The 20,916-nt window shown below is 70.8% G+C and carries 18 protein-coding genes and 1 pseudogene; 8 read left to right on the forward strand and 11 right to left on the reverse strand.

From position 1 onward, the window contains the following. Complete coding sequence (locus ACWD68_RS27330) at positions 1 to 1,350, reverse strand: FAD-binding protein (protein WP_451809112.1); 1,350 nt, start codon at positions 1,348 to 1,350, stop codon at positions 1 to 3. Between the two features lie 307 nt (positions 1,351 to 1,657). On the opposite strand from ACWD68_RS27330, the gene ACWD68_RS27335 reads away from it, so the two are divergent. The 4 genes from ACWD68_RS27335 (at position 1,658) to ACWD68_RS27350 (ending at position 4,827) form a co-directional block, all read left to right on the forward strand. Then, positions 1,658 to 2,188, forward strand: a complete 531-nt coding sequence (locus ACWD68_RS27335; protein ID WP_451809158.1) for a phosphatase PAP2 family protein — start codon at positions 1,658 to 1,660, stop codon at positions 2,186 to 2,188. Then, complete coding sequence (locus ACWD68_RS27340) at positions 2,181 to 3,125, forward strand: decaprenyl-phosphate phosphoribosyltransferase (RefSeq protein ID WP_451809113.1); 945 nt, start codon at positions 2,181 to 2,183, stop codon at positions 3,123 to 3,125. The genes ACWD68_RS27335 and ACWD68_RS27340 overlap by 8 nt, the downstream gene beginning before the upstream one ends. Positions 3,126 to 3,331: 206 nt before the next feature. Then, positions 3,332 to 3,781 carry a GtrA family protein gene (locus tag ACWD68_RS27345; RefSeq protein WP_451809159.1) on the forward strand — a complete coding sequence of 150 codons (450 nt, stop codon included), beginning with the start codon at positions 3,332 to 3,334 and terminating at the stop codon, positions 3,779 to 3,781. Further along, positions 3,769 to 4,827: a YihY/virulence factor BrkB family protein gene (locus tag ACWD68_RS27350; RefSeq protein WP_451809114.1), complete on the forward strand. Its 1,059-nt coding sequence runs from the start codon at positions 3,769 to 3,771 to the stop codon at positions 4,825 to 4,827. Before ACWD68_RS27345 ends, ACWD68_RS27350 begins: the two co-directional genes overlap by 13 nt. On the opposite strand, the gene ACWD68_RS27355 is transcribed toward ACWD68_RS27350, so the two are convergent. Continuing rightward, positions 4,781 to 6,070, reverse strand: coding sequence for a D-alanyl-D-alanine carboxypeptidase family protein (locus tag ACWD68_RS27355; protein WP_451809115.1), 1,290 nt, complete (start codon positions 6,068 to 6,070; stop codon positions 4,781 to 4,783). The genes ACWD68_RS27350 and ACWD68_RS27355 overlap by 47 nt on opposite strands. A gap of 112 nt (positions 6,071 to 6,182) precedes the next feature. Between ACWD68_RS27355 and ACWD68_RS27360 the strand changes: the two genes are divergently transcribed. Together ACWD68_RS27360 and ACWD68_RS27365 are read left to right on the forward strand one after the other, a co-directional pair. Beyond that, complete coding sequence (locus tag ACWD68_RS27360) at positions 6,183 to 6,425, forward strand: SCO4848 family membrane protein (protein WP_451809116.1); 243 nt, start codon at positions 6,183 to 6,185, stop codon at positions 6,423 to 6,425. A gap of 16 nt (positions 6,426 to 6,441) precedes the next feature. Then, positions 6,442 to 7,914: a metallophosphoesterase gene (locus tag ACWD68_RS27365; RefSeq protein ID WP_451809117.1), complete on the forward strand. Its 1,473-nt coding sequence runs from the start codon at positions 6,442 to 6,444 to the stop codon at positions 7,912 to 7,914. A 139-nt stretch (positions 7,915 to 8,053) separates the two neighbouring features. Here ACWD68_RS27365 and ACWD68_RS27370 read toward each other — a convergent pair whose 3' ends face one another. From ACWD68_RS27370 to ACWD68_RS27380, 3 genes are all read right to left on the reverse strand, one after another. Then, positions 8,054 to 10,195, reverse strand: a complete 2,142-nt coding sequence (locus tag ACWD68_RS27370) for a sulfatase-like hydrolase/transferase (protein ID WP_451809118.1) — start codon at positions 10,193 to 10,195, stop codon at positions 8,054 to 8,056. Positions 10,196 to 10,460: 265 nt separating this feature from the next. Continuing rightward, complete coding sequence (locus ACWD68_RS27375) at positions 10,461 to 11,915, reverse strand: ATP-binding protein (protein ID WP_451809119.1); 1,455 nt, start codon at positions 11,913 to 11,915, stop codon at positions 10,461 to 10,463. Continuing rightward, entirely contained in the window at positions 11,912 to 12,601 is a 690-nt protein-coding gene (locus tag ACWD68_RS27380) for a response regulator transcription factor (protein WP_451809120.1), read from the reverse strand. Before ACWD68_RS27380 ends, ACWD68_RS27375 begins: the two co-directional genes overlap by 4 nt. 164 nt (positions 12,602 to 12,765) lie before the next feature. Between ACWD68_RS27380 and ACWD68_RS27385 the strand changes: the two genes are divergently transcribed. Then, on the forward strand, positions 12,766 to 15,180 hold the full coding sequence (locus tag ACWD68_RS27385) for an MMPL family transporter (RefSeq protein WP_451809160.1): 2,415 nt from the start codon (positions 12,766 to 12,768) through the stop codon (positions 15,178 to 15,180). 100 nt (positions 15,181 to 15,280) lie between these two features. On the opposite strand, the gene ACWD68_RS27390 is transcribed toward ACWD68_RS27385, so the two are convergent. From ACWD68_RS27390 to ACWD68_RS27405, 4 genes are all read right to left on the reverse strand, one after another. Further along, the gene (locus ACWD68_RS27390) at positions 15,281 to 15,931 is read right to left on the reverse strand and encodes a TetR family transcriptional regulator (RefSeq protein ID WP_451809161.1); all 651 of its coding nucleotides are present in this window, start codon (positions 15,929 to 15,931) and stop codon (positions 15,281 to 15,283) included. A gap of 162 nt (positions 15,932 to 16,093) precedes the next feature. Beyond that, positions 16,094 to 16,609 carry a thiol-disulfide oxidoreductase DCC family protein gene (locus tag ACWD68_RS27395; protein WP_451809121.1) on the reverse strand — a complete coding sequence of 172 codons (516 nt, stop codon included), beginning with the start codon at positions 16,607 to 16,609 and terminating at the stop codon, positions 16,094 to 16,096. A 5-nt stretch (positions 16,610 to 16,614) separates the two neighbouring features. Then, positions 16,615 to 17,022 (reverse strand): hypothetical protein, encoded by a 408-nt coding sequence (locus ACWD68_RS27400; RefSeq protein WP_451809122.1) that lies wholly within the window; start codon positions 17,020 to 17,022, stop codon positions 16,615 to 16,617. A 160-nt stretch (positions 17,023 to 17,182) separates the two neighbouring features. Next, positions 17,183 to 17,599: a VOC family protein gene (locus ACWD68_RS27405; protein WP_451809123.1), complete on the reverse strand. Its 417-nt coding sequence runs from the start codon at positions 17,597 to 17,599 to the stop codon at positions 17,183 to 17,185. Between the two features lie 144 nt (positions 17,600 to 17,743). Between ACWD68_RS27405 and ACWD68_RS27410 the strand changes: the two are divergent. Next, positions 17,744 to 17,911 (forward strand): annotated as a pseudogene (locus tag ACWD68_RS27410) (Uma2 family endonuclease); the annotation flags it as partial. 455 nt (positions 17,912 to 18,366) lie between these two features. Here the strand turns inward: ACWD68_RS27410 and ACWD68_RS27415 are convergent. Both ACWD68_RS27415 and sdhA read right to left on the reverse strand, forming a co-directional pair. Further along, a complete protein-coding gene (locus ACWD68_RS27415) occupies positions 18,367 to 19,146 on the reverse strand; it encodes a succinate dehydrogenase iron-sulfur subunit (protein WP_451809124.1) in 780 nt (259 codons plus the stop codon). Next, on the reverse strand, positions 19,146 to 20,900 hold the full coding sequence (gene sdhA, locus ACWD68_RS27420; RefSeq protein WP_451809125.1) for a succinate dehydrogenase flavoprotein subunit: 1,755 nt from the start codon (positions 20,898 to 20,900) through the stop codon (positions 19,146 to 19,148). The genes ACWD68_RS27415 and sdhA overlap by 1 nt, the downstream gene beginning before the upstream one ends. Positions 20,901 to 20,916: the final 16 nt, after the last annotated feature.

The raw sequence follows: 20,916 nt of genomic DNA on the forward strand, positions 1-20,916 counted from the left end.
CTACAGGCACAGTCGGCGGGACAGGTCGGAGGTGAAGACTCCTCGTGGGTCCAACTCCTGCCGCAGGGACCGGAACGCGTCGAGCCGCGGATACATCGCGGCCAGCAGTTCGGGCCGCAGCCGCGCGTCCTTGGCGAGGTACACGCGCCCTCCGGCGCCCGCCACCTCCTCGTCCAGCTCGTCGAGGAAGGCGCCGAGGCCGGGCAGGTTCGCCGGGATGTCCAGGGCGAGGGTCCAGCCGGGCACGGGGAAGGACAGCCAGCCCGGATCGCCCTCTCCGAAGCGCTTCAGGACGGCGAGGAAGGAGGGGCAGCGGCGTTCGGAGATGCGCCGCACGATCCGGCGCAGGGTCTCCTCCCGGCCGTGTCCGACGACGAACTGGTACTGGACGAAGCCGCCGCGCCCGTAGACGCGGTTCCAGTGGGGGACCCCGTCGAGGGGATGGAAGAAGGCCGGGATCCGCTGGAGTTCACCGGTCCGCGCGCGGGGCGCCTTCCGGTACCAGAGCTCGTTGAAGAGGCCCACCGTCGTCCGCCCGAGGAGCCCTTCGGGTACGAAGGCGGGGGCGGCCGGCAGCTGCGAGGGGCGGAACGTCAGCGGGTGTCTGCGCGCGCGTGGGGGCAGCGAGTCCAGCGGCGCGTGATCGCCGCGGGTCAGGACCGAGCGCCCCATCCGCGCCCCGCGCGCGAGGAGATCGATCCAGGCGACCGAGTAGCGGTACCGGTGGTCGGTGGCGGTGAGCCGGGCCATCAGGTCGTCCAGGTCCACCGCGCGTTCGGTGTCGACGGACATCAGGGCGGTCTCCACCGGCTGGAGGCGGACGGTCGCCGTGAGGATCACACCGGTCAGCCCCATGCCCCCCGCCGTGGCGTCGAACAGCGGGGTGCCGCGCCCGACCGTCCGGATCTCGCCGTCCGCGGTCAGCAGCTCGAAGGAGAGGACGTGCCGGGCGAAGGAGCCCGACACATGGTGGTTCTTGCCGTGGATGTCCGCGCCGATCGCGCCGCCCACGGTCACATAGCGGGTCCCCGGCGTCACGGGCACGAACCGGCCGAGGGGGAGCAGGACTTCCATGAGCCGGTGCAGGGACACCCCCGCGTCGCACAGGACCGTGCCGCCGGCCACGTCGATGGCGTGGATCCGGTCCAGGCACGTCATGTCGAGCACCGCCCCGCCCGCGTTCTGCGCGGCGTCGCCGTACGCCCTCCCGAGCCCTCGGGCGATCCCTCCCCGTGCCCCGCATTCCCGGACGGCGGCCGCCGCCTCCTCGTAGGTGCGCGGGCGGACCAGACGGGCGGAGGTCGGGGCGGTGCGGCCCCAACCCGTGACGGAGACGGTGTCGGCAGGCATGACCGTGACCGTAGCGCCGCCAAGGGTGCACAACGGGGCAATCTAACCGGCCCTCACGGCTCCTCACCGAAATGGGTGATTAATGGGATGTCGTCCTAGATTGCCGTAGTTCTGCGACCGCGCCCTAGAAGAGTGGGATCACATGGACGACCTTGACGACCGTGACGACGTGGATCGGCGGCTTGACGACCATGGCCACCGCGGTGACATGGACCGACGGCCGGACGAACGTGACCGCCATGACGGCATGGATCGACGGCTCGACGACCATGACGATCACGACGACATGGACCGGCAGCCGTACGCCATGGACCGCCGACTCGATGACGTGGACCGTCGGCTCGATGACGTGGACCGTCGGCTGCTGTCCGCGCTCCACTCGTACGGCGGGGACCCGCGCGTCGCGGTCGTCGCACGGGCCCTGTCCTGGAGCGGGGAGCACGGAGCTCTGTGGCTCGCCGCGGGACTCGTGGGGGCGGCCGCCGACCGGGAGCGACGCGGCGCGTGGTTGCGTGCGACGGCGCTCACCGCCACCGCGCACCTCGCGAGCATGGGCGTGAAACGGATCGTGCGCCGCCCGCGCCCCTCGCACGTCACGCCGCTGGTGCGCACGGCCGGACGGCATTCCTTCCCCAGCTCGCACGCCACCTCCGCGGCCGCGGCGGCGGTCGCCTACGGCATGCTCGGCGCGTACGCCGTCCCGCCGCTCGCCGCCGCGATGTGCCTCTCGCGGCTCGTCGTCGGGGTCCACTACCCCACGGATGTCGCCGCCGGCGCGGCCCTGGGCGCCGCGGCGGCCGGACTGGGCGCCCGCTGGATCGGGGCCGGCCATGGCTGAGCGCACGGCGCTCCTGGAGCGCACCCCGGCCGCCGCCCCGCCGCCACGGAGCCTGACCGGCGTCGTCCGGGGCCTCGTCAGGACCGCGCGTCCCCGCCAGTGGGTGAAGAACGTGCTCGTCGTGGCCGCCCCGGCCGCCGCGGGCCAGCTCTTCTCCCGGCACGCGCTCGGCCAACTCACGCTCGTCTTCACCCTGTTCACGGCCTGCGCCGCCGCGGTGTACCTGATCAACGACGCCCGGGACGTCGTCGCCGACCGGGCCCACCCGGTGAAGCGCCACCGCCCGGTCGCCGCGGGACAGGTCCCCGTCCCGGTCGCGTACGCCGTCGGGGGCAGCCTCGCGGTCCTCGCTCCAGCCGTCGCCGCCTGGTTCTGCGCACCGGCCGTCTGCGCGCTGCTGACCGCGTACATCGGCATGCAACTGGCCTACTGCGTCAGCCTGAAGCATGTGCTCGTCGTGGACCTCGTCGTCGTCACGACCGGGTTCCTGATGCGGGCGATGATCGGCGGGCTGGTTCTCGGTATCCCGCTCTCGCGCTGGTTCCTGATCACGACCGGCTTCGGGGCGCTCTTCATGGTCTCGGCGAAGCGGTACTCCGAGGCGGTGCAGATGGCGGGGAAGGCGGGGGCCACGCGCGCGTTGCTCACCGAGTACACGACCGGTTACCTGCGCTTCGTCTGGCAGCTGGCCGCCGGGGTCTCCGTCCTCGGCTACTGCCTGTGGGCCCTGGAGGAGGGCGGAGTACCGAGCGCCGGAGTGCTGCCGTGGCGCCAGCTGTCGATGATCGCCTTCATCCTGGCCGTCCTGCGCTACGCCGTCTTTGCCGACCGGGGTACGGCGGGCGAGCCGGAGGACGTGGTCCTGCGCGATCGCGCGCTCGTCCTCATCGGACTGGTGTGGCTGGCGCTGTACGGGCTCGCGGTGGCGAACTGGTGAGCGTCGCCGAGGGCCGGCCCGGCCCCGGGCTCCCTGTCGCCCGAGGAGCGGCCGTCGCGGAGCCGGCCGACCCGGGGACCGCCGCCTCGGAGCCGATCGCCCCGGGGACCGCCGCCTCGGAGCTGATCGTCCCGGGGACCGCGGTCACGGAGCCGATCGCCCCGGGGACCGCGGTCACGGAGCTGATCGCAGCCAGGGAGACGGTGATGCCCCCCGGGGCGATCGGCCTCCGGAAGCCGTTCCTGCGTGAACTTCTCGGGTTCGCCTCGGTCGGGGTCCTCGCCTACGCCGCCGACCTCGGCCTCTTCGTCTGGCTGCGCGGCCCGGTGGGTCTGGACCCGCTGACCGCCAAGGCGCTGTCCTTCCTGGCGGGTTGCTCGGTGGCGTACGCCGGAAACGCGCTCGGCACCTACCGGCACGCGGCGGCCCGTGGCCCGCGCCAGTACATGATCTTCTTCGCGGTGAACATCGCGGGCGCTCTCGTGCAGCTGCTGTGCCTCGCCGTCAGCCACTACGGACTCGGGTTCACCTCGCAGCGCGCGGACACCGTCTCGGGCGCGGGAATCGGCATGGCGCTCGCCACTGTCCTGCGTTTTTGGGGTGCTCGGTCATTGGTTTTCCGAGGCGAGGGCAGAGTCGGATCATGGACTGGCTGAAAAAGATTCCCGGCGTGGGACCCCTGGTCGTGCGCCTGATGGCCACGCACGCGTGGCGGTCGTACGAGCGGCTGGACCGGGTGAAGTGGACGCGGCTCGCCGCGGCGATGACCTTCATCAGCTTCGTGGCGCTGTTCCCGCTCCTGACCGTGGCCGCGGCGATCGGTGCCGCCACGCTGAGCAGTCAGCAGCAGAAGGACCTCCAGGACAAGCTCGCCGAGCAGGTGCCGGGCATCTCCGACCAGCTGGACATCAACAGCCTCGTGCAGAACGCCGGCACGATCGGGCTCATCGCGGGCGCCTTGCTCCTGGTCACCGGCATCGGCTGGGTCGGCTCGATGCGGGAGTGCCTGCGCGCGGTCTGGGAGCTGCCCGACAGCGAGGAGAACCCCCTCCTGCGCAAGCTCAAGGACGGCGGCGTACTCGTCGGGCTGGGCGGCGCCGTGCTCCTCACCATCGCCGTCTCGACGCTCGCGTCCACGGCGGTCGGCTGGTCGGCGCGCCAGATCGGCCTCGACGAGAACGGCTGGGGCAGCGTCGTCCTGCAGGCCGTCGCCTTCACGGTCGCCGTGCTCGCCGACTTCCTGGTCCTGCTGTACGTCCTCACGTTGCTGCCCGGGGTCGAGCCGCCGCGCCGTCGGCTGATGGTCGCGGCGCTGATCGGCGCCGCCGGGTTCGAGCTGCTCAAGCTGCTGCTCAGCGGCTATATGCGGGGTGTGGCGTCGAAGAGCATGTACGGCGCCTTCGGGGTGCCGATCGCGTTGCTCCTGTGGATCAACTTCACGTCGAAACTGCTCCTGTACTGCGCCGCCTGGACGGCGACGAGGAGCAAGGAGTCGGCGCGGGGAGAGGAAGAGGCCGACGCGGGGGAGCGGACGGAGGCCGCGCGGGGAGGGGCGGACCCGGACGAAGCGGCGGAGCCGGACGAGGCGTCCGGGTCGGAGGGCCGCAGGACCTCGGGGGCTCCGAAGAACGCGAAGGCTCCGGAGCCCCGGGGGATCAGCGGCGGCGGCGCATCAGGTCCGGCAGCGGCCAGCGGCGGTTGACCAGGAAGACGCCCGCCGCGAGAAGGACGAGGAAGCCGCCTGTGAGGCCGAGCGCGACGCCGATCCCGCTCGCACCGCCCTTCTTCGTGGCGGTGGCGGCCGCCACCGGCTTGGTGGAGGCGCTGTCCGAGCTCGCCCCGTCCGAGGCCTTCGCACCCGGCTGGGCGGAGGTGTCGACGCCCTTGGGCGGGACCAGTTCGCCCACCGGCTGGACGTTGCCCGAGGCCTTGAATCCCCAGTCGAGGAGCCGTGCGGTCTCCTTGTAGACCTCGTTGTGCTCGTTCTTCTCCGGGTTCATCACCGTGACGAGCAGCACCTTGCCGTCGCGCTCGGCGACACCCGTGAAGGTGGCGCCCGCGTTGGTGGTGTTGCCGTTCTTCACACCCGCGATGCCCTGGTACGTGGTGACGTCGCTGTCGCCGGTCAGCAGCCGGTTGGTGTTCTGGATCTCGAAGGACTCCCGGGTGGTCCTGCCCTTCTTGTTCTTGGCCGTCGCGCCGGGGAACTTCGCCCGCACCGTCGAGCAGTACTCCCGGAAGTCCTTCTTCTGGAGCCCCGAACGGGCGAACAGCGTCAGGTCGTACGCCGAAGACACCTGGCCCCTGGCGTCGTAGCCGTCCGGGCTCACCACGTGCGTGTCGAGGGCCTGGAGGTCCTCGGCGTGCGCCTGCATGTCCTTGACCGTCTCGTCGACGCCGCCGTTCATCGCGGACAGCACGTGCACGGCGTCGTTGCCGGAGCGCAGGAAGACACCGAGCCACAGGTCGTGGACGGTGTACGTCTCGTTCTCCTTTATGCCCACCATGCTGGAGCCCGAGCCGATGCCCGCCAGGTCGGAGGAGGCCACCTTGTGAGGGGTGGTCCCCGGGAACTTGGGCAGCACCGTGTCGGCGAACAGCATCTTCAGGGTGCTCGCCGGGGGCAGCCGCCAGTGCGCGTTGTGAGCGGCCAGGACGTCGCCCGACTCCGCGTCGGCGACGATCCAGGAGCGGGCGGTGATGTCCTTGGGCAGGACGGGAACGCCGCTGCCGAGGTTCACCTGGTTCCCGGACCGGCCGAGCTGCTCACCGCCGACGGTCGACATGTCCGCCGGGGGAGTGGCCGACGGCGAGGCCGTGGGGCTCTTCGCCGGGCTCGTTTCGTCGGCGGTGTCGGCGAACGCGGGTGCTGTGAGCGAAAGGGCCAACAGCGTGGCGGAAGCGACCGACAAGGATCGCTTGGCGGTCTTTTTCGAGGCAGGCACGGTCGAGAAAGTACAGGGCTCACGACGGGAAGTCCCATCACCTCTCGGGGAAGCCTCCTCGCCCTCTCCACCCCGGCGCCGGGTCACGGTCGGCGACGGCGATACTGAACGCATGAAGCTCAGCCGCCCCGTGTCCTGGTTCCTGCTCGCCTTCGGGGTGTGGAGTTGGGTCATTTGGGTCACTTTCATAAAGAACCTGTACAAGGACGGCAGCGGGCTCGCGTTCGACGACGCGGGCGATCCGACGGCGTACTTCTGGGTGCATCTGACGCTCGCCGTCGTTTCCTTTGTCTTGGGGACGGTCGTCGGGGTCATCGGGTTGCGCGGCGTACGCGCTTTGCGCCAGACGTCATAACGGGGGATACGGCGTCATGGTCATCGTGTTCGTGCTGGTGGGTGTGGCCGTCCTGGCCGTGCTCGGTGGGTCGCACTGGTATGCCTGGAGACGGCTGGTGCGGGACACCACGGCCGGCCCCGGAGCGGTCCGCCGGGTGGGCGCGGTCGCCTTCGCCGCCGGGCCGCTGCTGATGTTCGGTGCCGTCGCGAGTGAGCGTGCGGGTGCTCCCTTCTGGCTCCAGCGGACGCTGGCCTGGCCCGGGTTCCTGTGGATGGCGCTGCTGCTCTACCTGGTGCTGGCCCTGCTGGCGGGCGAGTTCGTGCGGCCGGTGCTGCGCAGGCTCGGGGAACGCCGGGCAGGCGGACGGCAGGAGGCCGACGGGTCGGCGTCCCCCGCCGCGGCCGGGCAGGCGGGTCCGCGCGAGAGCGTCCGTTCCCGGTCCGGCGCGGCGGCGGGTAGAGGCGACGGCGGGACCGGGGCGCGGACCGCGCCGACCGGACTCTCCGGTTCGTCGTCCTCGACGCGTCCGGCGGAACGGCCGGAACCCGCGGAACAGCCGGAATCCATCGGGCATGTGGGCTCGGAGGGGCCGGCGGAATCGGCCGCTCCCACCGAGCCGACCGAGCCGACCGAATCAACAGAGCCCACCGGGTCGACCGAGCCGACGGGGACGGTTCGCCTGCCGTCGCGTCGCCTGTTCGTCTCCCGGGTCGTGGGTGGTGCCGCCGCGGCCGTCGCGGTGGGGACCGTGGGATACGGGACGTACGGCGTACTGCGCGGGCCCGCGGTGAAGCGGGTCACCGTGCCGCTCGCCAGACTGCCCCGGTCCGCCCACGGCTTCCGGATCGCCGTCGTGAGCGACATTCATCTGGGGCCGGTGCTCGGACGCGGGTTCGCCCAGAAGGTCGTCGACACCATCAACTCCACGCAGCCCGATCTGATCGCCGTCGTCGGTGACCTCGTCGACGGCAGCGTGAAGGATCTCGGACCGGCGGCCGCCCCTCTCGCAGGGCTGCGGGCCCGGCACGGGGCCTACTTCGTCACCGGGAACCACGAGTACTTCTCCGGAGCCGAGCAGTGGGTCCGGGAGGTGCGGGAGCTGGGAATCCACCCCCTGGAGAACGCGCGGACCGAGCTGGCCGGATTCGACCTCGCCGGCGTCAACGACGTACAGGGCGAGAGCGAGGGGCAGGGGCCCGACTTCGGCAAGGCGCTCGGGGACCGGGACACCACGCGGGCCTGTGTGCTGCTCGCACATCAGCCGGTGCAGATCCATGATGCGGTGCGCCACGGGGTCGACCTCCAGCTGTCCGGACACACCCATGGCGGGCAGCTGTGGCCGGGGAACCTCATCGCGGCCGCCGCCAATCCGACGGTCGCGGGCCTGGAGCGCTACGGCGACACGCAGTTGTACGTCTCCCGGGGAGCGGGGGCCTGGGGGCCGCCGACCCGAGTCGGCGCGCCCTCGGACATCACGGTCGTGGAGCTGGCTTCGCGAGAGGCCTGAGAGCCCGCCGCGAAAATGGACGGCGGTGACCGTCCCGGTCGGTTCGGGGTCAGTCCGGTCGGTTCGGGGTCAGTCCGGGACCGTGGGCGGCGACGGCGGCTCGCGCCGTGACGCCGCCCGCGGGCGAGCCGGTGGTGCCCTACGGGTGGGGTGTGGACCCGTACGCCGTCAGGAAGCGGTCGCGGAACGCGCTCATCTTCCACACCGGGGCTTTGTGCTCGGGCCGGAGGCCGTCCGTCCAGCCCCAGTCGGCGATCCTGCCGAGCACCTTCGGGTCCTTGGCGACGATGGAGACGGGCACGTCACGGCTGGCGTGGTCGCCACTGACCCGGGCCATCGGCTGGTGGTCGCCGAGGAAGATCAGCACGGTGTCCTTGTCGCCGTACCGCACCAGGTAGTCGATGAGGCTCGTCACCGAGTACTGGATCGACTTGCCGTACTCCTCCTTCGACTTCTGCGAGCTGGTGATGATGTCCCCGGGCCTCTTGCCCGCCTTCTCGATGGCGTCGTAGACCGAGCCGTCACCGATCCGGTCCTGGGGGACCGTCTTGGGGATCGGCGCCCAGGGCTGGTGGCTGGAGGTCAGGATGATCGTCGACATCAGCGGCTTGTCGTGCTTCCTGCCGTGCTCCAGGCGCTCGAACGCGGCCAGGGCGTACTGGTCGGGCATGGTCGACCAGCTGAACTTCGGTCCCTGGTAACCGAGATCGCGGGAGTCGTAGAGCTTGTCGATGCCGTAGAACTTCTGCTCGGGCCAGGCCTTCTGGATGCCCGGCATGATGCCCACGGTGTCCCAGTCGCCCGTCTTCTTGAAGGCACCGGGCAGGGTCAGGTGATCGCCCGCGGTCACGGTGCGATAGCGCTGCTGGTTGCTGACCCACAGACCCGACAGGAACGTCGAGTGGCCGAGCCAGCTGCTGCCGCCGTAGGTCGCCGAGGTGAGCCAGCCGCTCTTCGCCGCGAAGCCGGCGCGGGTCAGCTTCTCGTTCTCCGAGGTGAGTGTCGCGTCGACGCCCGGTGCCATGACCGGGTCCTCGATGGCGCTGCGGCCGTAGCTCTCGATGAACGTGATCATCATGTCCTTGCCGCGCAGATCGGTGAGCAACTGGCTGGGCGGCGTGTTCGCGAAGGTGTCCTTCTTCGCGATCCTGCCGAACTCCGCCTCGTCCCGCAGCGTGTTGCGCACCCGCTCCGCCCGGTCCTGGACGACCAGCGCGGTGTGCTCGGCGGCGATGGGCACCCCGGTGAACTGCACGCCCAGCGCCGCGCAGACGACCCAGACGACGGCCAGCACGAGCGTCGTCCGCGTCGCCGTCTCGGAGTTCCGGGCCACCAGGTTGCCCAGCCGGACGACCGACGCCGTCATGAGGGCCAGTACGGCGATCACGAGCGCCACCACGAGGACCGCGATGCCGAGGGCGCCGCCCTCGCCGAACGTGTCCTGGAGGTAGGCCTGCGCGTCGCCGAGGAGCGACCAGTCGAGGACGATGTTGAAGCCTCGCCCGAGGTATTCGTGGAAGCCGACGTCGAGGAGGTTCAGGACGGTCAGGACGCCCAGGCCGAGCCCGGAGAGCGCCGCCACGGCGGTGCGCGGCTTGCGGGGCAGGACCATCAGCAGGGCGGCTCCGAAGATCGCCTCCACCGGGAGACGCAGGAACTCGGCGGGCCGGAACCGGTCCGACTGGCTGGGCATGAGCAGCGCGAACAGGACGAGCGCGGCGGCGAGGACGGTCGTGGTCGCCGCGAGGATGCGGGCGGCGGCGGGATGCCGGCCCCGCCACCCGCGCCACCGTCCGCGCACGGGCGGCGCTCCGCCCGGAGGCTCCTCCCCGTCCCCGTCCCCGTCCCCGGCTGCTGTGTCCGGGGCGCCGGTGTCACCCTCCACGGAGTCCTCGGCCCGGGCCGAGGACCCACCCGTGCCCGCGCCGACCTCGGCAGTGCCCTCGGTCCCGGTCGGGGTGGAGCCGGTGCCGGTGTCGGTTCCGGAAGGGGTTTCCGGTGCGGTGGAGGCTGCTGCCTCCGGCGGGGTGCCGACCGGGTCGTCCCCGGCCGGGAGCGAGGGGGTTCCGTCGGTCGGCGTGGCCGGGGCCGTGGCGTCGGCCCGGGGTATCTCGGACTCGGGTTCGGCCGCCGCGGCCTCCGCCTCCCCCTCCCCCTCGCCCGAGGCGGCGCCCTCCTCCGTGGCCGCTTCGGCGTCCGCGAGCGGCTCCGGCCCCGGCTCGTCCCGCGGAGGCGACCCGTCCGTTTTCGGCAGCTGTCGAGAGCTCGTTTTGAACGACAACCCGGCGGTCCTTCCGTGCGAAGCGCGGTGGTGGCGTGGCGGTCCGACCGGATGACACCGATTCCGCCCTCATCGTGGTGTACGGCGCCACGGCGGCCCGTGTTCAACCGCCTCGGTCAGCTTCTCCCCAAGTCCGTTCCAGCAGGTCACAAAGCCCGTTCCAGCAGGTCACAGCGGTGCGAACGAGGCCTCCCGGCCCGCACTGCAGGCTCGGCGGCGTCACCGGCCCCGAGACGCCGCCATCACCCCACCGGCGTCCGCGGCCTCACCGCACCGGCAGGGTCACCGTCACCGCCAGGCCCTCTCCGGGCGCCGTCCGCACCGCGACCGTGCCTCCGTGTGCCCGCACCACGCCCTGCACGATCGCCATGCCGAGCCCGCTGCCCGCGCCGCCGCCGGCCCGGAAGAAGCGGTCGAAGATGCGCGCCGCGTCCTCTTCCGTGAGCCCGGGACCCTTGTCCGCGACACACAGCCGTACGGCGCCGTCCGCGCGCTCCAGACCGAGCCGCACGGGCACGTCGTCGGGCGTGTGCGTGCGTACGTTGCCCACGAGATTGCCCAGCACCTGCCGCAGCCCCGACTCGTCGGCCTGCACGAGCAGCGTGCCGTCGGCGCCCACGGTCACCGGGCGGCCGGGCTGCTGGGCGCGCAGGTCCGCGGCCGCGTCCCGCACGAGCCGGCTCAGGTCGACGTTCCTGAAGCGGAGTTCGGGCCGCTGGTCGAGGCGGGCCAGGGTGAGCAGCTCGTCGACGAGCCGGCCCATACGGTCGGCCTCCCCGTTCATCCGGTCCCAGGCCCGCCTGCGCTCGGCCGGATCGGTCAGCATCCCCTTCTCGTACAGCTGGAGGTAGCCGCGTATCGCCGCCAGCGGTGTACGCAGCTCGTGCGAGGCGTCCCCGACGAACCGGCGCAGCTGTGCCGCGCTGTGTTCACGCGTCCGGTAGGCCGACTCGACCTGCTGCAGCATGGAGTTGAGCGCGAGCCGCAGCTGTTCGACCTCCTGGGTCGGACGGTGACTGGAGGGCACGCGCCGGGTCAGATCCCCCTCGGCGATCGCCGACGAGGTCTCCACCATGGCCTCCAGCGGCCGCATCCGGCGGCGCACGCTGAACATCGTGAGGCACGCGAGCAGCGCCAACAGCAGGGTGCCCACGGTCAGATCGAGCTTGAGCGCCTTCGCGATGCCCTTGTGCAGTCCGTCGGTCGAGGCGGCGAACAGGACGTACGTCCCGTCGGCGAGCCGTCCTCCGGTCGCCCGGTAGTCGGCGCCGCGCACGGTGATGTCGCGCGGCTCGGTGTCGCGGGCGAGCGCGCCCGGTTCGTCGACGGCGGCGGCGAACGCGCGCTGTGTGGCGGTGGGTTCGAAACCGGCCACCTCGATCGCCTCACCCCGCCGGTCGACGGCCACGAACAGCGAGTCCGGGTTCGGTGACTCGTCCACCGCGGGCCCGATCCGGTCCCGTACGAACGCGAGGGCGCTCAGTGAGTCGATCTGGCTCATGGTGAGCTGCGAAACACCCAGTGACTCCCGCGTTTTGACGAGCTGCGCGTCCACCTGGTCGAGCAGATAGTGCCGCATGCCCATCAGGCTCACGGCGGTCGCCACCACGATGCCCAGGGCCAGCAGCCCCACGTTCGCCAGGGTCAGCTGGCCCCTCAGCGAGTGGACGCCGTGCTTGCAGCGCGGGAGGCGGAGTCCGGGCCGGACGATCAGGCTCACGCGAGTCCGTATCCCACGCCCCGGCGGGTCTGGATCACCGGCGGCCCCAGCGGTTCCAGCTTGCGCCGCAGATAGCTGATGTACGTCTCCACCACGGTCGACTCGGCCGGGTGCTCGTACTGCCATACATGGCGCAGGAGTTGCTCCTTGGGCACGATCCGCCCGCCGTTGCGGACGAGGAAGCGCAGCAGGGCGTACTCGGTGGGGGTGAGCTCGACCGTGGTGCCCGCGCGGTGGACGCTGTACGTCGTCTCGTCCAGCTCCAGATCGCCGTAGCGCAGGGGCGGGCGCTGCGGCAGGACGTCGTCGGGCCGCGTACGGCGCAGGACGGCCGTGATCCGGGCGACGACCTCGTCGATGTTGAACGGCTTGGTGATGTAGTCGTCGCCGAAGCCGAGCGCGCCGACGATCTCGGCGGGCGCGTCCCGCGCGGTCAGGAAGACGACGGCCAACTCGGGCTGTCGCAAGCGCAGTTCACGGCCGAGCGCCCGGCCGTCGCCGTCCGGGAGCATCACGTCGAGCAGCGCCGCGTCGGGACGGGTGCGCTCGGCGAGCGCGAGCGCCTCGCGGACGGTGCCCGCCGCCATCACCTCGAAGCGGTGGTAGCGCAGGGCGATGGTCAGGACGTCCGCGATGCTCGGCTCGTCCTCGACGACGAGGACGGTGGCTCCCTCGTGAGCGGTCATGCCCCCAGTATCGGCGGGGCCACCGGCAGCGCGCACGGTTCGCGCCTTGGAGTTCCTTGAGAGTCATGGGCGGGTCGTGTCCCCGCACGCGCGCCGCCACCAATCCTGGTGCCAGGACCTGGGGGACCGACCGACCCGACTAAGGAGCGTTGAACGTGGCGGTATTGGCACGGTGGTGCTATCGGCACCGGCTGGTGGTCCTGTTGCTGTGGGTGGGCGCACTGTTCGGTCTGGGCTTCGCGGCGACCACCGCGGGCACGGACTACGCGAACGTCTTCTCCCTCCCGAACACGGACTCAAAGCGCGCGTACGACCAGATGGAGAAGGCCTTCCCGAACAGCGCGGGGGACACCGACACGGTGGTCTGGAAGGTCGACGAGGGCACGGTCAGGGACGCGTCCGTGCGTTCCCGGATCCAGCCCGTGCTGGACGAGATCGCCGGCATGAAGGGCGTGGGCCAGGTCGCCGGGCCGTACGAGGGGAAGGGGGGCGCCGCGCAGATCAGCCGTGACGGCACGATCGCGTACGCGCAGATCACCTTCGCCGAACAGGCGAACGCCGTGCCCAAAGAGCTGGTGCAGGACGTCGTCGACCTCGCGCAGGACGCCGAACGCGGCGGACTCCAGGTCGAGTTGGGCGGTCAGGCGATCCAGCGCGTCCAGGAACCGCCCACCGGGCTCGCCGAGATGGTCGGCATCCTGGCGGCGGCCGTCGTCCTCTTCCTCGCGTTCGGTTCGCTCTTCGCCATGCTGCTGCCGATCGGCATCGCGATCTTCGGCGTGGGTACGGGGCTGTTCTCCACACAGTTGCTCAGCCACGCCACGGACATCCCGGACCTGGCCCCGCTGCTCGCCACCCTGATCGGCCTCGGCGTCGGCATCGACTACGCGTTGTTCATCGTCACCCGGCACCGTCGCGGCATCCTGCGCGGCATGGCACCCGAGGAGTCGGCCGTCGTCGCCCTCAACACCTCGGGCCGGGCGGTGCTGTTCGCGGGCGGCACGGTGTGCATCGCGCTCGCGGGCATGCTCGTGACGAACCTCCGCTTCCTGGACGGCGTGGTCATCGGCACCTCCCTCACCGTCGTGTTCAGCGTGCTCGCGGCCACCACCCTCCTGCCGGCGCTCCTGGGACTTCTCGGCACCCGGGTGCTGAGCCGTCGCCAGCGGCGCAAACTGGCGGCGCGGGGGCCCGAACCGGAGCGGGCGAGCGGTGCCGCGGCGCGCTGGTCGATGAGCGTGCAGCGCCGACCCCGTACGATCGCCGCCCTCGCCCTGGCCGTGATGGCGATCCTCGCGATCCCGGTCCTCTCGCTGCGCCTCGGCGCCACCGACCAGGGCAACGACGACGCCACCACGACGACCCGGCAGGCGTACGACCTGCTCGCCCAGGGATTCGGGCCCGGCTTCAACGGCCCCTTGCAGGTGGTCGTGACCGGCGGCGACACGGACGCCCTGGTGAAGAGCATCGACGGCACCGCCGGAGTCGCGCAGGCCGCCGCGCTGCCGGCCGCGCACGGCGTGACGGTGATCCAGGTGGTGCCGACGACGTCACCGCAGTCGGTGGAGACCGACCGGCTGATCGACACTCTGCGGGACCGGGTGATCCCGGACGCGGGGGCGCAGGCCCACGTCGGTGGCGTCACCGCCGTCTCGAAGGACTTCGCCACGATCACCGGTGACCGGCTGCCGTACTTCGTCGCCACGATCATCGGGCTCGGCTTCCTGCTCCTGCTGATCGCGTTCCGCTCCCTGGTGGTCCCGCTGACGGCCGCGCTGATGAACCTGATCGCCGCCGCCGCGTCCTTCGGCGTCCTCGTCGCGATCTTCCAGTGGGGCTGGGGCCTGGAGCTGCTCGGCCTGGGCAAGGAGGGCCCGATCAACGCCTTCCTGCCCGTCATCATGCTGTCGCTCCTGTTCGGCCTCTCCATGGACTACCAGGTGTTCCTGGTGAGCCGCATGCACGAGGAATGGGTGCACACGAAGGACAACGCGCGCGCGGTGCGGGTCGGTCTGGCCGAGACCGGCCGGGTCATCAACTCCGCCGCCCTGATCATGGTGTGCGTCTTCCTCGCCTTCGTCCTGAGCGGTGACTCGGGAGCGGCGATGGCGGGCGTCGGCCTCGCGGCCGCGGTGGCGCTGGACGCGTTCATCCTCCGTACGGCCCTGGTGCCGGCCGCGATGCACCTGCTGGGCGACTCCAACTGGTGGCTGCCCGCGGGCCTGGAGAAGCGGCTGCCGCACCTGGCGGTGGAGCCGGCGGAGGCGCCGTCCGAGGACGGTGTTCCCGTCGAGGGCGGCGCGTCGGTCGTCCACGGCCTCGTCCGCGACGCGGAGGGCGCGCCCGTCGACGGCGCCGTCCTCACCCTGCTGTCCAAAGGCGGCCGTCAACTGGACCGCGTGACCTCGCTGGCCGACGGTTCGTACATCGTCTCGGTCCCCGCTCCGGGGACGTATCTGCTGTCGGCGACGGCCCGTTCGTACGGGGCGCGGGCACGGCACGTGGTCGTCACGGACGAACCGCTCGTGTACGACGTGGAGTTGGCGGAGGGCGAGGTGGACGCCGACGCGGTCGGCTGAGGCGGCCGGACGCGAGAACCGTCCGGGTGAGGGGTGTCCGCCGGGCAAGGGGTGTTCGCCCGGCGGGCGCGCCTCCTCCTTCGGCGGGCGCCCCCGACTCCTAGTCCTTCTTCCTGGCCGGGTCGGGCAGCGCCTTGGTCATCCCGGGCAGGAAGTCCGTGAACAGTTCGTGCACCTCGTGGACGAGGGGCCGCAGGAGACGGAAACGGGAGAGCGAGACGCCACGCGCGGTGAGCCGTGCGCCGCGTTCGGCGAGCCGGTAGCTGCGCTCACGGCCCTCCGTACGGTCGAAGACCCAGTACAGGACGAGCCCCATCTGGGAGAGCCACATCAGCTCGGGCAGCACGTCCCGCAGTTCTTCCGGCACCTTGGTCTTCGCCCCGGCCAGCACCTCCCGGTGGACGCTGATGGCCTCCATGCGCGCGTGCTCCGACTCGGGGGAGAAGGGGCTGAGCGGACTGTCCGGGTCGGCTGCGTTCTTGAAGAACTGCACCGCGAACTCGTGGTACGGCGTGGCGATGTCCAGCCACGCCTTCAGGACACCGCCCAGCCGGGCCTCCAGGTCCGTCTCGCGGTCCAGCACCTCCCGGACCGCCTCCTGGTGCTCGCCGGCGATCCGGTCGTAGAAGCCCTGGATCAGGTGCTCCTTGCCGGCGAAGTAGTAGTACGCGTTCCCGACGGAGACCCCGGCCTCCTTGGCGATGGCCCGCATCGTCGTCTTGTCGTATCCCCGCTCCTGGAACAGCCGCATCGCCGTCTCCAGGATCAGGGCCCGGGTCTGCTCGCTCTTGGCGGGGCTCTTCGCCGCCTCCTTGTCCACCGGTTCGGAGGGCGCGGAGCTCTCGGAGGCACTGGAGGGCTCGGAGGACCCGATGGGGCCGGGGCTGTCTGTCGGTGCTGGCACGGGACGAGCCTAACGAGTGGGAGCGGTGGAACATTCGCCGCTGTCGCAGGCGGGGGGTGCGTACGTCCATCCCGCGGTCGGGTCGTAGCTCCACCCGTCGCCCCAGTGGTACGCGCCACCGCCCCATCGTTCGGACGCCTGGGCCTCGCGCCACTTGGCGGCGGCGAGGGTCGCGCCCCTGGCCAGCCTGGCGCCCGTGGGAGTGCTCAGCCGATGGGCCAGCGCCCGGTACTCGCGCAGCGCCCACAGGGTGACGACCCAGGCGGCTGCTCCCTGGTACACCTGTCCGCCGTCCCCCACCACGGTGATCTCGCTCAGGGTGGCGCGGTGATCGAGCCGCGGGAAGCGCCGCCGGGCCTCTTCGGAACCCACGGGGAGGAACCGGAGCGGGACGAGTTGGGCCTGCCTGGCGAGCCAGTGCTTCAGGAAGGCGCACAGCGAGCAGCGCGCGTCGTAGAGGACGGTGAGCCCGAGGACCGGGACGCGCGCCGCGCCCCGGTCCCGGGTGGCTGAGGTGCCGGCCATCGGTCTCACGCCCCGGCCGCGGGGGCGATCCAGTCCGTCGGCTGCACCGGCGGCGTCTGCTCCCGCTCCATGACACCCCGCCGCCGGATCTTGTTGAGCACGTACACGTTCCCCAGGTGCATGACCCCGAGCACCAGCAGGACGACGCCCAGCTTGGTCGACAGGGCTTCGAAGATCTCGCGGGCGTTGGAGATCTCGTCGCTCTGGTGCAGATAGAGCGCGACGAAGCCCAGGTTGACGAGGTAGAAGCCCACCACCAGCAGATGGTTCACCGCGTCGGCGAGCTTCTCGTTCCCGCGCAGTACGTCCGACAGGAAGATCCGCCCGTTGTGGCTCAGCGTGCGTGCCACCCAGACCGTCAGCGCGATGCTGACCAGCAGATAGATGACGTACGCGACGACCGTGAGATCCATATCCCCACCCCTTCTTGAACGCGTTCAAAACGCTGTCAGGGATGAATGTAGACCTGCTTTTGAACATGTTCAAGTCGGGTTTCGTGAGCGCGCCCCCGGCGCTCGGGCCGCACGGTGTCCAGGGGTGGCGCGCGGGGGCTGCCGGGGGCCGCCGGGGGGGCTACCGCTGGGCCCTGCGGGCCAGTTCGGGGCGCTTGGTGTAGTCCGTCAGGCCGATGACGTTGCCCCAGGGGTCCGCGATCTCCACGGTCCAGCCGGTGGCTCCGGAGAACGGCTCGTCGAGGGCGGTGATGCCGGCGGCGGCCAGTGAGCGGGCCGCGGCCCGGGCATCCGCCACCTCCAGCCACAGCCGCGGCGACGCCCACGGCGGCGGCCGGTGGCTCAGCTCGTCGTCCAGCCGCAACAGCACGCCCGGCGTCTCCTTGCCGACCTTCAGTACCGCGATGCCGGCCTCGTCGAGCCGGAAGGCCGGCGGGAACCCCGCCCGCTCGTAGAAGCTCACAGCCTCGCCCAGATTCCCGACGGGCAGCAGCACGTTGTCGAGCCCCAGAAGCTCGTGTGACACGTCATCTGACATGCCATCAGATTAGGAGCGGACCGCGGAGAGACGGGACGGGCTGACCGCGGCCCGAACATGTGATCACCCGTTGAGGTGAAGCGCCTCCCATTCCCCCTGGGTGCGCTGAATCGACAGGCGAGACTCCGGTCCATGGGAGCACTGATGAGCGCCGCATCCGGGAACGGGCTCGACGACGAGCCGGCGTACCGCCGGCCGATCCCGCCCCCCGAGGGCTGGACCGCGGACGACCTCGACCGGATTCCGGGCCTCCCGCCGCACACGGAGTTGATCGACGGGAGTCTCGTCTTCACGAGTCCGCAGACCGCTTTTCTCCGGGAGCTACGACGGTCCGGGTAATTGGAGCGAAGCTCCTCCTCCATCCCTCATCGACTGGGCCTCGGCCCTCCTCGGGGTTGTGGCGTGTGCATGCGTGCTCGCCCTGCTGCTGCATCCGTTCCAAGTACGGTCGGTGCGAGTGCTGGAGGGGTACTGGGACAGGTGGCCGATAACTGCCCGCCTCGCCGGCGTGTTGACGGAGATCCAGCGGCGGAGGCGGGCAGCTCTGTGGACGCGGTCACGGCGGGTCGCGTCGGACGCGGCTGTCGCACGGGTCACCGCGGATGCCCACCGTCGGCTCGCCACCCGCCCTCCCGCGAATGTCCTTCTGCCCACAGCGCATGGCAACGCGCTCGAGGCAGGCACGACGAGGCTCGCCGGATGCACGTCGGCCCCGCCTCCGGTGCGAATCCGGAAACGGGGCCTACAGGCTCGTGCAGCGAAAGGCGTCAGAACCGCCGAGTGATCAGCGCCCTCTTGACTTCCTGGATCGCCTTCGTGACCTCGATGCCTCGGGGGCAGGCGTCCGTGCAGTTGAACGTCGTGCGGCAGCGCCACACACCGTCCTTGTCGTTGAGGATCTCCAGCCGCTGCTCGCCGGCCTCGTCACGCGAGTCGAAGATGAAGCGGTGGGCGTTCACGATCGCGGCCGGACCGAAGTACTGGCCGTCGTTCCAGAACACCGGGCAGGACGACGTGCACGCCGCGCACAGGATGCACTTCGTCGTGTCGTCGAACCGCTCGCGGTCCTCGGCCGACTGCAGACGCTCACGCGTCGGCTCGTTGGTGTCCTTCGTGATGAGGAAGGGCATCACGTCGCGGTACGCCTGGAAGAACGGGTCCATGTCGACCACGAGGTCCTTCAGGACCGTCAGACCCTTGATGGCCTCGACCGTGATCGGCTTGGCAGGGTTGAGGTCCTTGATCAGCGTCTTGCAGGCGAGGCGGTTCTTGCCGTTGATCCGCATGGCGTCCGAGCCGCAGATGCCGTGCGCGCAGGAGCGGCGGAACGTGAGCGTGCCGTCCTGGTCCCACTTGATCTTGTGCAGCGCGTCGAGGACACGCTCCTTGGGGTCGATCTCCAGCTGGAAATCTTCCCAGACCGCTTCCGCCGAGATCTCCGGGTTGAAGCGGCGGATGCGGAACGTGGCGGTGATGTACGGGGAGTCGGCGAAACCGGGCTCGGGTGTGCCGGCCGCGTCCGCCTTGTCCAGGGTGGGAGTAGCCATCAGTACTTACGCTCCATCGGCTGGTAGCGGGTCTGGACGACCGGCTTGTAGTCGAGACGGATCGACTCGGTGCCGTCGTCGCCGACCTCGCGGTACGCCATGGTGTGGCGCATGAAGTTGACGTCGTCGCGGCTCGGGTAGTCCTCGCGGTAGTGACCGCCGCGGGACTCCTTGCGGGCGAGCGCGGAGACGGCCATGACCTCGGCCAGGTCGAGCAGGTTGCCCAGCTCGATGGCTTCGAGGAGGTCCGTGTTGAACCGCCGGCCCTTGTCCTGGATCGAGACGTTCAGGTAGCGCTCACGCAGCTCCGCGATCTTCTCGACCGCCGTCTTGATCGTCTGCTCGGTGCGGAACACCATCACGTTGGCGTCCATGCACTCCTGCAGCTCCAGGCGGATCGCGGCGACCCGCTCGGTGCCCGTGGAGTTGCGCAGGCGCTCGACCTGGGCCACGACCTGGGAGGCCGGGGCCTCGGGCAGCTCGACGTATCCGGCCTTCGCCGAGTACTCCGCGGCCGCGATGCCGGCCCGGCGTCCGAAGACGTTGATGTCCAGCAGCGAGTTGGTGCCGAGACGGTTCGCGCCGTGCACCGACACACAGGCGACCTCACCGGCGGCGTACAGGCCCGGAACGACGGTGGTGTTGTCCGAGAGGACCTCACCCTGGACGTTCGTCGGGATGCCGCCCATGGCGTAGTGCGCGGTGGGCTGGATCGGGATCGGGTCCGTGTAGGGCTCGATGCCGAGGTAGGTGCGCGCGAACTCCGTGATGTCGGGCAGCTTGGCGTCGAGCTGCTCCGGCGGGAGGTGCGTGAGGTCGAGGTAGACGTGGTCGCCCTCGGGACCGCAGCCGCGGCCCTCGCGGATCTCCGTGTAGATGGAGCGGGACACGACGTCACGGGACGCGAGGTCCTTCATGACCGGCGCGTACTTCTCCATGAAGCGCTCGCCGTCCTTGTTGCGGAGGATGCCGCCCTCACCGCGGGCGCCCTCCGTCAGCAGGATGCCCATGCGCCAGATGCCGGTCGGGTGGAACTGGAAGAACTCCATGTCCTCCAGCGGCAGCCCGCGACGGTAGACGGCCGCCTGGCCGTCACCCGTCAGGGTGTGCGCGTTGGAGGTCACCTTGAAGAACTTGCCGGTGCCACCGGACGCGTAGATCACGGCCTTCGCCTGGAAGACGTGGATCTCGCCGGTCGCGAGCTCGTAGGCGACGACGCCCGCGGAGTGCTTGACCCCGTCGACCTCGACGATGAGCTGGTCGAGGACGTAGAACTCGTTGAAGAACTCCACGCCCTCCTTGACGCAGTTCTGGTACAGCGTCTGGAGGATCATGTGACCGGTGCGGTCCGCGGCGTAGCAGGACCGGCGGACCGGGGCCTCGCCGTGGTTGCGGGAGTGACCGCCGAAGCGGCGCTGGTCGATCTTCCCGTCGGGCGTCCGGTTGAACGGCAGGCCCATCTTCTCCAGGTCGAGGACCGAGTCGATGGCCTCCTTCGCCAGGATCTCGGCGGCGTCCTGGTCGACCAGGTAGTCACCGCCCTTGACCGTGTCGAAGGTGTGCCACTCCCAGTTGTCCTCTTCCACGTTGGCGAGCGCGGCGGCCATGCCGCCCTGCGCGGCGCCCGTGTGGGAGCGGGTGGGGTAGAGCTTCGTCAGCACGGCGGTGCGGCTGCGCTTCGTCGCCTCGATGGCGGCGCGCATGCCGGCGCCGCCGGCGCCGACGATGACGGTGTCGTACTTGTGGATCTTCATGAGTGGTTGCCTCAGC

Source organism: Streptomyces sp. NPDC005141, assembly GCF_053599975.1.

Excerpts from the sequence above, each read along its gene's own strand:
- ACWD68_RS27365 (WP_451809117.1), top strand. The coding sequence starts at position 6,442 with ATGGTCATCGTGTTCGTGCTGGTGGGTGTGGCCGTCCTGGCCGTGCTC.
- ACWD68_RS27400 (WP_451809122.1), bottom strand. The coding sequence starts at position 17,022 with ATGGATCTCACGGTCGTCGCGTACGTCATCTATCTGCTGGTCAGCATC.
- ACWD68_RS27415 (WP_451809124.1), bottom strand. The coding sequence starts at position 19,146 with ATGGCTACTCCCACCCTGGACAAGGCGGACGCGGCCGGCACACCCGAG.
- ACWD68_RS27395 (WP_451809121.1), bottom strand. The coding sequence starts at position 16,609 with ATGGCCGGCACCTCAGCCACCCGGGACCGGGGCGCGGCGCGCGTCCCG.
- ACWD68_RS27380 (WP_451809120.1), bottom strand. The coding sequence starts at position 12,601 with ATGACCGCTCACGAGGGAGCCACCGTCCTCGTCGTCGAGGACGAGCCG.
- ACWD68_RS27360 (WP_451809116.1), top strand. The coding sequence starts at position 6,183 with ATGAAGCTCAGCCGCCCCGTGTCCTGGTTCCTGCTCGCCTTCGGGGTG.
- ACWD68_RS27335 (WP_451809158.1), top strand. The coding sequence starts at position 1,658 with ATGGACCGCCGACTCGATGACGTGGACCGTCGGCTCGATGACGTGGAC.
- ACWD68_RS27350 (WP_451809114.1), top strand. The coding sequence starts at position 3,769 with ATGGACTGGCTGAAAAAGATTCCCGGCGTGGGACCCCTGGTCGTGCGC.
- ACWD68_RS27390 (WP_451809161.1), bottom strand. The coding sequence starts at position 15,931 with ATGCGGCTGTTCCAGGAGCGGGGATACGACAAGACGACGATGCGGGCC.
- ACWD68_RS27345 (WP_451809159.1), top strand. The coding sequence starts at position 3,332 with ATGCCCCCCGGGGCGATCGGCCTCCGGAAGCCGTTCCTGCGTGAACTT.
- ACWD68_RS27405 (WP_451809123.1), bottom strand. The coding sequence starts at position 17,599 with ATGTCAGATGACGTGTCACACGAGCTTCTGGGGCTCGACAACGTGCTG.
- sdhA (WP_451809125.1), bottom strand. The coding sequence starts at position 20,900 with ATGAAGATCCACAAGTACGACACCGTCATCGTCGGCGCCGGCGGCGCC.
- ACWD68_RS27330 (WP_451809112.1), bottom strand. The coding sequence starts at position 1,350 with ATGCCTGCCGACACCGTCTCCGTCACGGGTTGGGGCCGCACCGCCCCG.
- ACWD68_RS27340 (WP_451809113.1), top strand. The coding sequence starts at position 2,181 with ATGGCTGAGCGCACGGCGCTCCTGGAGCGCACCCCGGCCGCCGCCCCG.